This is a genomic window from Enterobacter sp. CPE_E1241 (assembly GCF_045618265.1).
GTDB classification, from domain to species: domain Bacteria; phylum Pseudomonadota; class Gammaproteobacteria; order Enterobacterales; family Enterobacteriaceae; genus Enterobacter; species Enterobacter adelaidei.
The window spans coordinates 2,375,153-2,389,553 of the sequence record NZ_JBIWYV010000001.1; the positions used below are offsets into that span (position 1 = coordinate 2,375,153).

Genomic DNA, 14,401 nt, shown 5'->3' on the forward strand with positions numbered 1-14,401 from the left:
GTATTCTTATGGACGAAACCAACGCCGGTTAAATGCGTGACGTTGTCACTATTCGGCGTATCTCTGCGAGCTGTTTATCGTTAAACGCCACGGCATAGCGGCTTTCGCCGACCTCTTCTCCCATGAGCTGCAACGCTTTTTTGACGGCGGCAGGCGAAAACGCCACGCTGTACAGATCGGTGCGCAACTGCGTAACGCTCTCCTGCGCCAGGCGGGAGCCTTCGATATCGCCCGCGTTAAAGAGTGACCAGATGGCGTTGATGGCCGCCGGCGCCACGTTCGCCAGCCCGGAAATGCAGGCTGAACAGCCGTCGACGAAGCCCTGGTGGATCAGCGAGTCCGGACCGTTGAGCACGTCGAACCCGTCAATGTCGCTTACCGCATTGAGGAATCCGCGCAGGCTCTCGTAGCTTCCGGCGCTGTCCTTGATACCGATGATGTTGGGATGTTCGGCCAGGGCGCGTGCGGTGGCGGGCTCCATGGTGTTGCCGGTCCGCGCCGGTATGTTGTACAGAAACACCGGCACGGCCAGCGCGTCGGCAATCGCGGTGTAGTGCGCCACAAGTTCAGCCTGCTTTAGCGGCACGAAGTAAGGGGTAATGACGGATACGGCATCGACGCCCAGGGCGGCGATCTGTTTCCCCAGACTGATGGTGTCGCGGGTCGAGATCTCCCCAATGTGCGCCACGACCGGGGCGCGCCCGGCCACCGTTTCGACACAGGTACGGGTGACGGCGATTTTTTCCTCTTCGTTCAGCACGAAAAACTCGCCGTTGGTGCCGCCGCAGAAGATGCCGTTGCCCGCGCTGAGCTGACGTTCGATCTGTCGTTTAAGGCCCGACAGATTCAGCGCGCCTTCCGCGTCAAAGGGGGTCACGATGGCCGTCAGTACGCCCCTGATTGTGTTACGCATTTCTCACTCCTTCGATATTAATGTTGGGGAAACAGCGTCCGGTAAATTGCCTGCACTTCGTCATGGTTGACCTGGCAAGGGGCGTTGTTCATTAGCCGCTTAACGTTAAGGGCCGCATCGCTCAGTGCGGCGATGTCCTCGCGCGGGACACCCAGCGTCTCCAGGTTGTCTGGCAGGCTGAGCCTGCGCACCAGCGCGGCAAAGTAATCCACCAGCGCGTGGGATTTCTCTTCGTCTGACATCGACGTCAACGCGCCGGGCACCAAATCCCAGACCTGCGCAAATTTCGTCACGCAGTGGGGACGAACCGCTCGCATGCAGGGCGCCAGGAGAATGGCGTTGGCGACGCCGTGAGGCAGGTGATATTTGCCGCCGAGTTGATAGGAAAGGGCGTGAACCAGATGCGTGCCGGCATGCGCAATGGCGACCCCGCCGTAATAAGACGCCCACAGCATCTCCAGCTTCGCCAGCAGATTGCCCGGTTCGGCGCAGGCCGTTTCAATGTTGTTGAGCAGCTTAGACAGCCCCATCAGCGCGGCGTTATCGCTGACCGGGTTGGCGACCGTAGAGGTGAAACACTCGATCAGATGGCACAGGGCATCAATCCCGGTGGATGAGGCAATGTGCGCGGGCATGCTGGTCGTCAGCTCCGGCAGCAGGGCGACGTAGTCAGGCAGCAGGACGGGGGAGATAATGCCCACCTTCGTGTTTTGCTCCGGGATGGCCAGAATGGCGTTCGGCGTAGCTTCCGATCCGGTTCCGGCAGTGGCCGGGATCAGCAGCGAGGAGATGCGCGCCACGGGTTTTGTTCCCGCCAGCAGGCTGTCCAGCCCCGGTGACTGCGGGTGGCAGAGCACCGAAAGCAGCTTGGCCACATCCAGGACGCTACCCCCGCCAAGCCCGACGACCAGCCCAAACGTTCCCGTTAACCCGGCAAGCAGCTGGCTCACGTCATGGTGTGAGGGTTCAGGCGGCACCGTATCGATAATCGTGACGCGGCGGTTGTCCTCTTCGAGGATCGCGCGGATCTGCTTTGCCGCCTCCAGACGCGCAATATTGCCGTCCGTCACCAGCAAGAGCTGCGCTTTGTCAGTCAGTAACGGCCTGATGGCGGCGATGGCGTTCGCGCCGCTAATTATGGTGCTGTTAATAGTTACCACGCTTTTCTCCTGTCTCTGGGTCCATGATTGATTTCGCTCAAACAAGACGCTTCATGGTCATCGTGTAGCTAAATTTATAATTTATTCGCAAACTGATTAACTTGATCTTGCTCACATATAATCAATCATGATTGAATATAATCATTAACAGGAAAGGCGAACCCGGAGTGGGATGAAAGTGAACAATCTGTACAGAGAGGTCGTGGTGGTCGCAGATGACTTTACCGGCGCTAACGACGCCGGCGTAAGCCTGGCGCTGTGCGGCAAAAAAGTCAGCGTGGCGTTTCATACGCCCTTTACCCAGGCGGCCGATGCGCTGATCGTCAACACCGATTCCCGGGCGCTGCGGGCATCGCAGGCGGCGGAAAAGGTGGCCGCGCTCGGGGCGGACATCGCGGATGCCCGCTGGCTCATCAAAAAGATGGATTCCACGCTGCGCGGCAACGCGGGGGTTGAATCACAGGCCCTGAAGGCATTAAGCGGCAAGCGCCAGGCGATCGTGGCCCCGGCGTACCCCGCGGCAGGGCGCATCACGCGGCACGGCAGGTGCCTGATGAACGGCATTCCGGTGAATGAAACCGAATTTGCCAGCGATCCCAAAACGCCCGTTCCGTCTGCCGCCATTGCTGACCTGTTTAGCGGCGTGAGCGTTAAAAACGTGACCGTGAAGACGCTGACAGCCGAACTGGCGCAGGGAACGGAGTGGTTGATCGTTGATGCGCAAACCGACGAGGAGCTGGACGCCATTATCGCCGCCGCGCAGGGCTGCGCGCAGACCCCGCTGCTGGTGGGCTCGGCCGGGCTGTGCGATGCGCTGGCCCGCCATCTGGCCCCGGCCCGACGCAAACAGCTGCTGGCCGTGGTGGGCTCGATGAGTGAGATCGCTCAACGACAAATTACGCGGGCTAAATGTAAGAGGGGCGTCTCGTCGGTACTCATCGATGTGAATGACGCGCTGCGCGGCGACGCGGACGGGTATCTCACACAGATTGCGCAGGTGCTCCAGGCTGACCATCACTGCATCGTGCATACCAGCGCGGGCCACGCGGCTCGTCATCAGGTGGAGCAGCTCTGCCAGCAACATCACGTCACCCGAGCGGGTCTGGGCGAAAAAATCTGTACGTTTTTAGGCGAGCTGACCCGACAGGTGCTTGCGGTGCACGAGCCGGACGCGCTGTACGTCTCCGGTGGCGATGTGGCGATGGCCGTCGCCAGGGCACTGGATGCCCGCGGGTTTGAAATCACCGGGTGCATCGCACGATGCGTACCTGTCGGACAATTTGTGGGCTGTAGCTGGCAGCGGCCGGTAATGACCAAAGCAGGGGGCTTCGGAAAGGAAGAGACGCTGCTTGAGGTTTTGCATTTTATCGAGGAGAGACTGAGTGACTAAAATCATCGCTGTAACCATGGGTGACCCGGCCGGCATTGGCCCGGAAATCATTATTAAATCCCTCATCGGGGGCGAGCTGTCAGGGGCGCCCGTGGTGGTGGTGGGCTGTGCCAGAACGCTGCAGCGGGTGCTGGAGAAAGGGATCGCCGGGCAGGCGGATATGCGGATCATCGACGCGGTGAGCGACGCGCGGTTTGCTCCCGGCGTGATCAACGTGCTTGACGAACCGCTTGCAGAACCCGATGCGCTGCAGCCGGGCGTTGTGCAGGCTGCGGCAGGGGACCTGGCGTATCGCTGCGTGAAGCGCGCCACCGAGCTGGCGATGGCGGGCGAGGTGAAAGCGATTGCAACGGCGCCCCTGAACAAAGAGGCACTGCACCTTGCCGGTCACCTTTATCCGGGGCATACCGAACTGCTGGCGCACCTGACCAACAGCAAAAATTACGCCATGGTGCTGTATACCGATAAGCTGAAGGTGATTCACATCACCACCCACATTGCGCTGCGCAAATTCCTTGATACGCTCAATCAGGATCGGGTAAAAACCGTGATTGGCATTGCGGATAGCTTCCTGAAGCGCGTCGGGTTCGAGCATCCCCGCATCGCGGTTGCCGGCGTTAACCCGCATGCGGGGGAGAACGGCCTGTTTGGTGATGAAGAGATCAAGATTGTCGGCCCGGCCGTTGCGGCGATGAAAGCGCAGGGGTTAAACGTCACCGGACCGTGTCCGCCGGATACGGTATTTATGCAATGCCACGAAGGAATGTATGACATGGTCGTTGCGATGTATCACGATCAGGGGCATATTCCGCTAAAATTGCTCGGCTTTTACGACGGGGTAAATATCACCGCCGGCTTGCCGTTTATCCGTACCTCTGCAGACCACGGAACCGCGTTCGATATTGCATGGACCGGTAAAGCCAAGTCTGAGAGCATGACGGTGTCTATTCAGTTGGCTATGCAAATCACACGGGAATGATATGAAGGGATATAACCGGTTAGAGCAGATAATGGATTACCTGAAAGGGCACAATCTGGTGACGGTGGATCAGCTGGTGGCGATTACCGATGCCTCGCCGGCGACGATTCGCCGGGATTTGATCAAGCTCGATCAGGAAGGGGTGATCAGCCGTACCCATGGCGGGGTCACCCTCAACCGGTTTATTCCTTCCCAGCCCACGACGCATGAAAAAATGCAGCGCAGCCTGGCGGAAAAACACGCCATCGCCAGCGCGGCCGCGAGCTTTGTTAAGGCAGGTGACGCCATTGTGCTTGATGCCGGTACCACGATGATTGAACTTGCGCGTCAGCTGACGCATCTGCCGCTTCGCGTAATCACCAGCGACCTGCACATCGCGCTATTTCTCTCGGAGTTCCGCCAGATTGAAGTGACGATTATCGGCGGGCGTATCGATGATTCGAGCCAGTCCTGCATTGGTGAACACGGGCGTCGCCTGCTGCAAAACGTGTGGCCGGACGTGGCTTTTGTCAGCTGCAACGGTTGGGATATCACCCGCGGCATCACGTCGCCAACGGAAGAGAAGGCCGCGCTGAAGCGTGATTTACTTGCCAATGCAAAACGTCGCGTGCTGCTGGCGGACAGCTCCAAGTACGGTGCCTGGTCGCTGTTTAACGTAGCGCATCTTAATACCCTCACGGATATTGTCACCGACGGCAGGCTGGATGAAACGACGCAGGCGCAGCTTCGGGCGCTGGATATCCCGCTGACGCTGGCGTCATGACATAAGTTAATACTATGAAGCACCCCGGCAGGCCTGCGCTATGTTAAAAACAAAATAGCAAGGAGCCTGCCATGTATTCCATTTCCTCTGCATCTGCACGTCATCCGGACATTCTCACCCTGATCGCGGCGCTCGACCGCTACCAGAGCGAACTCTATCCCGCCGAAAGCAATCATCTGCTCGACCTGGCTGCGTTGCCGGAAGCCTCACTTATCCTGATGGTCATTCGCGACCAGCAGCTCCAGGCTGTCGGGTGTGGAGCGGTCGTTCTCAACGGTGACGGAACGGGGGAGATGAAGCGGGTCTATATCGACCCGGCCCATCGGGGCCAACATCTTGGAGAGACGCTGCTGGCCGCACTGGAGGACGAAGCCCTCAGCCGACATTGCCACACGGTACGGCTGGAGACGGGCATCAAACAGCGCGCTGCGGTTCGGCTTTACGAACAGTGCGGGTACGAAATGCGCCCGGCGTTTGCGCCGTACGTTGACGATCCCCTCAGCCTGTTTATGGAGAAGGCACTGGTTGTGGACGTTCGTTTAGCTGCGCTATAAAGGCCTCCAGCTGGCGAGTCATTGCCCCGCGGCGCCACACCAGCCAGGTGGTCAGCCAGCGCCAGTTTTCCGCCAGCGGCCACGCCTCAACCTGATGATGCCCCGGCATGCTTTCCAGCATTGAACGGGGCATCAGCGCAATACCCGCACCCGCGATAACACAGGCGAGCATACCGTGATAGGACTCCATCTCGTGAATGCGCCCGGGCGTGGCTCTGTCCGCATGAAACCAGCTTTCCAGGTGTCGACGGTACGAGCAGTTCGCGCGAAAAGCGTAGACGTCGCTACCGCTCGCCTGCGTGGCACGTTTGACCTCCGCATGTCCGGCGGGGGTGACCAGCATCATTTCTTCGCGGTAGACGGGCATTCCCTCCAGCTCCGGGTGCGAAAGTGGCCCGTCGACAAAGGCGGCGCTTAAGGTTCCCTCCAGTACGCCATCAATCATCGTCCCGGATGGCCCGGTAGAAAGGGCAAACTGGATACGCGGGTAGCGCTGGTTAAACTGCGCCAGCGTCTCAGGGATGCGTACCGCAGCGGTACTTTCCAGCGCCCCGAGGGCAAATAACCCCTGGGGTTCATCTCCCGCGACGACCATGCGCGCTTCATCCACCAGCGCCAGGATCTGCTTGCTGTAGCGCAGGAAGTTATGCCCGGCGGGGGATAAACGCAAACGCTGGTTCTCACGAATAAACAACTCAACGCCAAGGTCAGCTTCCAACTGGCGGATGCGGGTCGTCAGGTTAGACGGCACGCGATGCACCTTCTGCGCCGCCTGGGTGATACTGCCCGTCTGTGCGACGGCGTTAAACATTTCAAGCTGGGTTAAATCCATAACATTCTCGATTCGTGAATAAGGTGGTTAGTATTATTCATTTTTAAGAAATAGCAGAGTGGGCCACAATTAATCAACCGTTTTAACGTGGAGAACATCATGACTTATTCACCTGCAACACATGCCCTCTCTGTGAACCCGACGACGGGGGAAATGCTCGCAGCCTGGCCGTGGGCAACCCAGGAGGAAGTTGAGCACGCGATTTCACTGTCTGACGCGGGTTTTCGTCAGTGGCGACGCGAAAGCGTTTCACACCGTGCGCAGAAACTACGCGATCTCGGCGCAGCGCTGCGCAACCGTGCGGAAGAGATGGCGCAGACGATCTCCCGGGAAATGGGAAAACCCATTCTGCAGGCGCGGGCGGAAGTGGCAAAATCCGCCGGTCTGTGCGATTGGTATGCAGAGCATGGCCCGGCGATGCTGCGTGCGGAGCCCACGCTGGTGGAAAACCAGAAGGCGATGATTGAGTACCGACCAATGGGACCGGTTCTCGCGGTGATGCCGTGGAACTTCCCGCTCTGGCAGGTGCTGCGCGGTGCGGTACCGATCCTGCTCGCCGGGAACAGCTATCTGCTTAAGCATGCGCCAAACGTCCTCGGTTCAGCCGATCTTATTGCGCAGATTTTTGCAGACGCAGGGTTTCCTGAAGGCGTTTTTGGTTGGGTGAATGCCACTAATGATGGCGTGAGCCAGGTGATTAACGATCGTCGTATTGTGGCAATTACCGTAACCGGCAGCGTGCGTGCCGGTGCGGCGATTGGCGCCCAGGCCGGGGCGGCGCTGAAAAAATGCGTGCTTGAGCTGGGTGGTTCCGATCCGTTTATTGTTCTCAACGATGCCGACCTCGATCTTGCCGTGAAGGCGGCGGTGGCGGGTCGCTACCAGAACACTGGACAGGTGTGTGCGGCAGCAAAACGCTTCATTGTGGAAGAGGGTATTGCGGATACCTTTGCCCAACGTTTTGTCGATGCGGTTTCTGCGCTGAAGATGGGTGCTCCGGATCGGGAAGAGAACTATATTGGCCCGATGGCGCGTTTTGACCTGCGGGATGAACTGCATCAGCAGGTGCAGGCCACGCTGGCTGAAGGGGCAACACTGCTGCTGGGCGGGGAGAAAATCAGCGGTGAGGGCAATTATTATGCCCCGACCGTACTCGGCAATGTGACGCCTGAGATGACGGCCTTCCGCCAGGAGCTGTTTGGTCCGGTCGCGGCCATTACGGTTGCGAAAGACGCGGAGCACGCTCTGACGCTTGCCAATGACAGCGACTTTGGTCTGTCAGCAACCGTCTTTACCGCTGACGCAGCGCTTGCGGATAAATTCTCGCGCGAGCTGGAGTGCGGCGGCGTGTTTATCAACGGCTTTAGTGCCAGCGATGCACGCGTGGCCTTCGGTGGCGTGAAGAAAAGCGGCTTTGGCCGCGAGCTTTCCCACTTTGGGCTGCATGAGTTCTGCAACGTGCAGACGGTGTGGAAGGATCGCGTGTAATTTATTCGGCCCTCATCACGAGGGCCGTTGTCATTTCTTTGCAATGGTTCTGTCATTTTCATTTCGTAGACTCGCACGCGTCTAACGCATTGTTAATGAAGAAAATCATGAACCTAACGCAAATTTTCCGCCGTATTGCGCAGCGTGTTATCCCTCGTCACTTTGGCCTGCTGACGGGTATTTTTTGTATTATTGGCCTTTTCTCCGCGCTGCAGCTCTCCTCTTCATTTTTGCTTAACGCCTCACTGAACGAAGCCCAACGCAACGAGCAGCAAAATCTGCTGGCGTATCAGCAACAGAGTAAGCTGGATCTGGCCCGCGTTTCCCTGCTGGCAGCAAGCGATCTGCTTAACCGATCCGGCGTCTGGTTTATGCAGGATAAAGAGACCGGCTCCGACGGAAGCTGGCATAGCCTGATGGATGACGCGCAAAAGGCGCTGACGGTTTCTCAGCAGGCATGGAAGGCCTGGCTGGCGCTCAATCCGCCGAAAGATGAAGCCCTGACGAACAGCTATCAGCTGTTCTACGGCGCGATCAAAGAGCAGGCGGAAGGTCTGGTCAAAACCAACACTATCGACGCGTTTTTTGCCGTACCGGCTCAGGCTTTTCAGACAGACTTTAACGACAATTACGCGCGCTACCAGCAAGCCAGCGAGCAGCAGGCTGTGCAGGGCCGCCAGACGTTGATGGCGCAGCTTTCCGGTCTGCAAACGTTGTTCCTGTTTGCTCCGGTTTTGTTACTCGCCATCGCTATTGCCGTCTGGTTCGGCATGTCCCGATGGGTGATTACGCCGTTGCGTCGGTTGATTGCGCATATCAACCGACTGGCTGCCGGAGATCTCTCCGGCATCCCGCCGGGTGTCATACGTTTCAACCGGGAAATAGGGCAGCTCAGCGACAGTATTGCCACCATGCAACAGGGTTTGCAGCAGCTGGTGTCTGAGGTCAGCAATGCGACCACCTCTATGGTTGAGAACATTGGTGCCCTGGCGCAGGGCAACCAGAAGCTGTATCAGCAGTCGGCACGTCAGGCGAAAGAGCTTGAGGACGTAACGGCGCATATTGCGGCACTGGAAACGCATGTAGAAGGGAACACCGGTTACGCCAGACTCGCCAGCTCGCGGGCTGATGAAGCGCGCCAGGCGGTAGTTGGCGGAGATCGGATGATGTCTGCCGTTAATGCCTCTATGCAGGCGATCGTCGACCGATCCTCAGAGATGCGCGGGATCGTGGCAATGATCGACAGCGTGGCGTTTCAGACCAATATCCTGGCGCTGAATGCCGCCATCGAGGCTGCCCATGCCGGGAACCAGGGGCGGGGGTTCGCCGTTGTCGCCAGGGAAGTCGGACTGCTGGCCAGAAAGAGCAGTCATTCGACGCAGACTATCCAGGAGCTAATCAATCGCTCTTTGCAGGGCATTGAAGACGGTTCCCGCGCCGTTAACCTGATGGAGGAGAACTTGCAGCAGGTCACCGGTCTGGTGGGGAATTTAAGTAGTTTGCTGAATGAGATCTCAGCCGCCACGCTCAGTCAGGGAGAGAGTATTCATCGGATGACGAGCCAGCTGCAGGCGCTTAATCAGGTCTCCCGTCAGACGGATTTACTGGTCTCTGACGCCTCGGATTCCTCAGTGCGGCTGCAAAAGCAATCCGATCTTTTATTGCAGGCGGTTTCGCGTTTTCGTCTTAGCGCCTGACGCAATACATTAGCCTCTGTTATACTCGCAGCCCGTTTTAGCCTGAGGGCAAGGAGCAAAGTGTGGCTGCGGTCATCCATAATGAGATGTTGGACGAGATTCTGGCGCAGGTTCGTCCGTTAATTGGAAAGGGGAAAGTTGCCGACTACATTCCGGCCCTTGCCTCGGTCAGCGGGAATAAACTTGGCATCGCTATCTGCACCCTGGACGGACAGCGATACCAGGCAGGCGACGCAACTGAACGTTTTTCCATTCAGTCCATTTCCAAAGTGCTGAGTCTGGTTGCAGCTATGCGCCAGTATGAAGGTGACGAGATCTGGCAGCGCGTGGGTAAAGATCCTTCCGGCCAGCCTTTTAACTCACTGCTGCAGCTTGAAATCGAACAGGGTAAACCGCGAAATCCCTTTATCAATGCCGGGGCGCTGGTGGTCTGCGACATGTTGCAAAGCCGCCTCAGCGCGCCGCGTCAGCGAATGCTTGAGATTGTTCGCCAGCTTTCAGGCGTAGACGATATCGCCTACGATCCGGTGGTTGCGCGCTCGGAATTTGAACACTCCGCCCGCAATGCCGCCATCGCCTGGCTGATGAAATCCTTCGGCAATTTCCATAATGACGTGGCGACTGTTCTGCAAAATTATTTCCATTACTGCGCCCTGAAAATGAGCTGCGTTGAGCTGGCTCAGACATTCCTGTTCCTGGCGCACCAGGGGCACGCTCCGCATCTTAACCAGCCGGTGGTTTCGCCTCTGCAGGCGCGTCAGATTAATGCGCTGATGGCAACCAGCGGGATGTATCAAAACGCTGGCGAGTTTGCCTGGCGCGTCGGCCTCCCGGCAAAATCGGGCGTTGGCGGCGGTGTGGTGGCAATTGTGCCTCATGAAATGGCGATTGCCGTCTGGAGCCCGGAGCTGGATGAAACGGGGAATTCACTTGCCGGTGTGGCGGTTCTGGAAAAACTGACCCAGCGTCTTGGGCGTTCCGTGTACTGATGCCTGACCTTGACCCTCTCTTTTCCCGCCTGGCGCGATCGACTTTTCGTTCGCGCTTTCGCTTAGGTGATAGGGAAAGACAGTACTGCTGGGACAAAGGTGCCGAAACCATCGATCGGCATGCCGCTGACTTTGTAGAAAAGCGCCTTGCTCCGGCCTTGCCGGTAAATGATGGCAAACAGACACCGATGCGTGGTCACCCGGTGTTTATTGCCCAACATGCTACGGCCACCTGTTGTCGGGGTTGTCTGGCAAAATGGCATAACATTCCGCAGGGTGTTCAGCTTACGGCGCAGCAACAGCATTATATCGTCAGCGTGATCCACCACTGGCTGGTGCTCCAGATGAACACCTAAATTTGACGAGTTATGATCCCGTTGTAATTGTGTTATAGATGCATCCTAAGTTAGTCCCGATCATGCTGACGACCGCAGTAATTGCCATAAGCAACATATGGAATGATATTTAATGCGTTCTGCTCTTACCGCTTTCAGGCTGTTCCAACCCGATACGCCGCTGCGAAATGCGTTGGCGATTTTTATTCTCACCTCCTTGTTCTATTTTGTCGGGGCGGAATTACGGCTGATTGAGGCTTTGTCGCTGTTCTGGCCGCTGAATGGCGTCATGGCGGGGATCTTTGCCCGTTATGTCTATCTGAATCGCCTGCATTATTACGCGGTGTCGTATGTTGCTATGCTGACGTACGACGCAGTGACGACCAACTGGGGAATGGCCTCAGTGGTGATTAATCTGTCTAATATGATCTTTATCGTTGTTGTCGCCGTGCTGGTTCAGCGCGACAGACGGTTAATGAAGAAAACCCCCGACCCGCTCAACGCGTTACGTCTGTTTAACTACTGCCTGATTGCCGCGCTGCTTTGTGCGTTGCTCGGTGCGGTGGGGTCAGTGGGGATTGATAGTCACACCTTCTGGCCGCTGTTTGCCGACTGGTTTAGCGAACAATTCTCAACCGGCGTGCTTGTTGTGCCTTGTATGCTCACGTTACGTATGCCCCTGCGTGAATTCAGGTTACGTCTTGAACAGCTCTTGCCGGTGATTGCCTTGATCGTCTCGGTGGTTGCATCGGTGGTGATTGGCGGGGCGGGGAGTCTCTCATTTCCTCTTCCAGCGCTTATCTGGTGTGCGGTTCGCTACTCATTGCCTGCGACCTGTCTGCTGACGTTTATCACGGGCGCGACTGAAATCATTCTGGTCGCCAACTCGATTATTAATATTGCCGTGGCGACGCCGTTTACGACGCCGATGATGTTTTCAGCCCGTCTGGGGATCGCCACAATGGCAATCTGCCCGGTGATGGTATCCGTCAGCATGGCAGCGATTAATTCCCTGATTCGCCAGGTTTCTCTCAGGGCGGATTACGACTTTTTAACGCAGGTTTACTCGCGTTCCGGCCTTTATGAGGCGTTAAAGCGTGAAGAAACGCACCGCCATTCACGTTTTCTGACCGTCATGCTGCTGGATATTGATTACTTCAAAAGCATTAATGATAACTACGGCCATGAGTGCGGTGATCGTGTGCTCGCGTCGTTCGCCCAGCAGGTTCAGGAAGTCGTTGGTGAAGATGGGATGGTGGCGCGAATGGGCGGAGAAGAGTTCGCGGTGGTGGTAAATTCTGGCGACGCACAGAATGGTTTTGAACTGGCTGAGCGTATCCGGTCCACTGTTTCCAGTCACCCTTTTACATGGCGTCAGCAAGCGCTCCATCTGACGGTCAGTATTGGCCTGGGGAGTGGCAAGGCTGAGTCATGGCAGTTGACTGAGGTCTTCAACAAACTGATGGCCGAAGCGGACGATCATCTCTATCGTTCAAAAAAAGCGGGTCGAAATCGTACCAGCGCCCGGGTGTCGGACGAGCAAATTGCCGCGACCTCCGGGAGTGAAACATAGCTGCGTTAATCGTCATAAGGCATTGACGTGAATAGTAAGCGACTTAGCAGGATGTTAGAACACTGACAATGTCCCTGTTTAAGCTACGCTTTGAGTAACGCTTTACGTCAGGAGACATTATGAAAGCACCTGCAATCCCTGAAAATGAAACGGAACGTCTTAACTCACTGCGTGAGTCTGGTTTGCTCGAGATTGACGGTTCCCCATCGTTTGACCGCTTAACACGACTGGCAAAGCGATTCTTCCAGGTGCCGCTTGCGATGGTCAATCTTATTGATGAACATGCCCTGATCGTTAAATCAGCCGATGGGCAGGCACCCGGCAGTGTGCCACGTAACATCTCATTTTGTGGCCATACGATCCTTACCGAAGCGCCGCTGGTGGTGGGAGATATGCTACAGGACGATCGTTTTGCTGATAATCCGCTGGTGGCAGGCGAACCCGGTGTTCGTTTCTACGCGGGCTTCCCGCTGCGCCTGCGTGACGGCGCAAGCGTTGGTTCACTGTGCCTGATTGATTACGCTCCCCGGGAGTTTTCTGACGCCGACCTTGCTGTCCTGGGAGACCTTGGCGCACTGGCGGAAGATGAATTTGCTGCCATCAGCGCGGCGACCACGGATGAATTAACCGGGCTATTCAACCGTCGGGGTTTTAATCAACTCGTGCGTTTCACGCTTTCCGTTGCCCGGCGCCGGGCCGAGCCGCTGACGCTCGGCTGGCTGGATTTGGATCGCTTTAAGGAAATTAACGATCGCTTCGGGCATGAAGAGGGGGATAAGGCGCTGAAAGCCATGGCGCAACTGATGCGTGCTTCTTTCCGTGAAGCGGATCTGCTGGTTCGTTTTGGCGGGGACGAGTTCGCCGTGCTGTTTGCGGATACGGATGAGCAGGGCGCCTGGATTGCCATGCAGTACCTCGTCGAGCAGGTAGAAAACTATAACGCCCGCAAGTTACACCCTTGGTCGCTTCACTTCTCATGGGGGCTAAGTGAATTCGATCATAACGGCAACGACCTGCAGCAGTGGTTAAAAGATGCTGATGAAAAGATGTATGCCATGAAACAGCAGCGCCAGCGCGCCCGGTGACATAACAAAAGCCTATGTCCGATCCGTTTGCGTTAAGAAGATGTTAAATGCACAGTGAGCGTATTCAACGTAAGGAATAACAATGAATACCTCACTGCAAATCAAAAGCCTCACCCGCGAAGACATTCTCACCCATATTGATGCCCTGGCCGGGATCCTCGAAAACTGTGTCAACGGCGGCGCATCCGTCAGCTTTATGTTTCCCTTTAGTCTGGAGAAGGGCCGCTCTTTCTGGCGCGGTATTGCTGAAAGCGTAGGGCGCAATGAGCGCCTCGTGCTGGCCTGTGTCGACCCGCAGGACGGCATCATCGGAACGGTGCAGTTAATCACAGACCAGCCGGAAAACCAGCCGCATCGCGCCGATGTAGCGAAGCTGCTGGTTCATGAGAAAGCGCGTCGGAAAGGGGCCGCGATGGCGCTAATGGAAGCGCTTGAAGTTCAGGCCAGAACCAGAGGCATTTCCGTGCTGGTGCTTGATACTTCCGCAGGCAGCGGCGCCGAGACGTTTTACCAGCGCGCTGGCTGGCAAAAGGTCGGCGAGATCCCACGCTATGCTCTTATGCCGGACGGTGCCATGACGGCCACGTCCGTGTTCTACAAGTTCCTGTAATTATTTTGCACAACTGCACCGGGATTGATCAAA

At 57.0% G+C, this 14,401-nt stretch carries 14 protein-coding genes; 11 read left to right on the top strand and 3 right to left on the bottom strand.

What is annotated here, in order from left to right:
* Positions 1 to 28: 28 nt before the first annotated feature.
* Together ACJ9Y9_RS11545 and ACJ9Y9_RS11550 are read right to left on the bottom strand one after the other, a co-directional pair.
* Positions 29 to 913, bottom strand: a complete 885-nt coding sequence (locus ACJ9Y9_RS11545) for a dihydrodipicolinate synthase family protein (protein WP_028017420.1) — start codon at positions 911 to 913, stop codon at positions 29 to 31.
* 17 nt (positions 914 to 930) lie between these two features.
* Positions 931 to 2,073: an iron-containing alcohol dehydrogenase gene (locus tag ACJ9Y9_RS11550; protein WP_028017419.1), complete on the bottom strand. Its 1,143-nt coding sequence runs from the start codon at positions 2,071 to 2,073 to the stop codon at positions 931 to 933.
* A 172-nt stretch (positions 2,074 to 2,245) separates the two neighbouring features.
* Between ACJ9Y9_RS11550 and dtnK the strand changes: the two genes are divergently transcribed.
* The 4 genes from dtnK to ACJ9Y9_RS11570 all read left to right on the top strand — a co-directional run bounded on the left by dtnK (position 2,246) and on the right by ACJ9Y9_RS11570 (position 5,759).
* Complete coding sequence (dtnK, locus tag ACJ9Y9_RS11555; protein ID WP_028017418.1) at positions 2,246 to 3,463, top strand: D-threonate kinase; 1,218 nt, start codon at positions 2,246 to 2,248, stop codon at positions 3,461 to 3,463.
* Complete coding sequence (locus ACJ9Y9_RS11560; protein ID WP_028017417.1) at positions 3,456 to 4,442, top strand: D-threonate 4-phosphate dehydrogenase; 987 nt, start codon at positions 3,456 to 3,458, stop codon at positions 4,440 to 4,442. Before dtnK ends, ACJ9Y9_RS11560 begins: the two co-directional genes overlap by 8 nt.
* 1 nt (position 4,443) lies before the next feature.
* A complete protein-coding gene (locus tag ACJ9Y9_RS11565) occupies positions 4,444 to 5,205 on the top strand; it encodes a DeoR/GlpR family DNA-binding transcription regulator (RefSeq protein ID WP_028017416.1) in 762 nt (253 codons plus the stop codon).
* Between the two features lie 71 nt (positions 5,206 to 5,276).
* Complete coding sequence (locus ACJ9Y9_RS11570; RefSeq protein ID WP_028017415.1) at positions 5,277 to 5,759, top strand: GNAT family N-acetyltransferase; 483 nt, start codon at positions 5,277 to 5,279, stop codon at positions 5,757 to 5,759.
* Here ACJ9Y9_RS11570 and ptrR read toward each other — a convergent pair.
* Entirely contained in the window at positions 5,713 to 6,591 is an 879-nt protein-coding gene (gene ptrR / locus ACJ9Y9_RS11575; RefSeq protein ID WP_028017414.1) for a putrescine utilization regulator PtrR, read from the bottom strand. The two genes, ACJ9Y9_RS11570 and ptrR, sit on opposite strands and share 47 nt — an antisense overlap.
* A 99-nt stretch (positions 6,592 to 6,690) precedes the next feature.
* Between ptrR and sad the strand changes: the two genes are divergently transcribed.
* The 7 genes from sad to ACJ9Y9_RS11610 all read left to right on the top strand — a co-directional run bounded on the left by sad (position 6,691) and on the right by ACJ9Y9_RS11610 (position 14,368).
* A complete protein-coding gene (sad, locus tag ACJ9Y9_RS11580; RefSeq protein WP_028017413.1) occupies positions 6,691 to 8,079 on the top strand; it encodes a succinate-semialdehyde dehydrogenase in 1,389 nt (462 codons plus the stop codon).
* A 107-nt stretch (positions 8,080 to 8,186) separates the two neighbouring features.
* A complete protein-coding gene (locus ACJ9Y9_RS11585; protein ID WP_028017412.1) occupies positions 8,187 to 9,776 on the top strand; it encodes a methyl-accepting chemotaxis protein in 1,590 nt (529 codons plus the stop codon).
* A 62-nt stretch (positions 9,777 to 9,838) separates the two neighbouring features.
* Entirely contained in the window at positions 9,839 to 10,765 is a 927-nt protein-coding gene (gene glsB / locus ACJ9Y9_RS11590; protein ID WP_028017411.1) for a glutaminase B, read from the top strand.
* Positions 10,765 to 11,121, top strand: a complete 357-nt coding sequence (locus ACJ9Y9_RS11595; protein WP_028017410.1) for a DUF4186 domain-containing protein — start codon at positions 10,765 to 10,767, stop codon at positions 11,119 to 11,121. The genes glsB and ACJ9Y9_RS11595 overlap by 1 nt, the downstream gene beginning before the upstream one ends.
* 112 nt (positions 11,122 to 11,233) lie before the next feature.
* Entirely contained in the window at positions 11,234 to 12,673 is a 1,440-nt protein-coding gene (locus ACJ9Y9_RS11600; RefSeq protein WP_028017409.1) for a GGDEF domain-containing protein, read from the top strand.
* Positions 12,674 to 12,792: 119 nt separating this feature from the next.
* Entirely contained in the window at positions 12,793 to 13,758 is a 966-nt protein-coding gene (locus tag ACJ9Y9_RS11605; protein WP_028017408.1) for a sensor domain-containing diguanylate cyclase, read from the top strand.
* An 82-nt stretch (positions 13,759 to 13,840) separates the two neighbouring features.
* Positions 13,841 to 14,368 carry a GNAT family N-acetyltransferase gene (locus ACJ9Y9_RS11610; protein WP_028017407.1) on the top strand — a complete coding sequence of 176 codons (528 nt, stop codon included), beginning with the start codon at positions 13,841 to 13,843 and terminating at the stop codon, positions 14,366 to 14,368.
* Positions 14,369 to 14,401 lie beyond the last annotated feature (33 nt).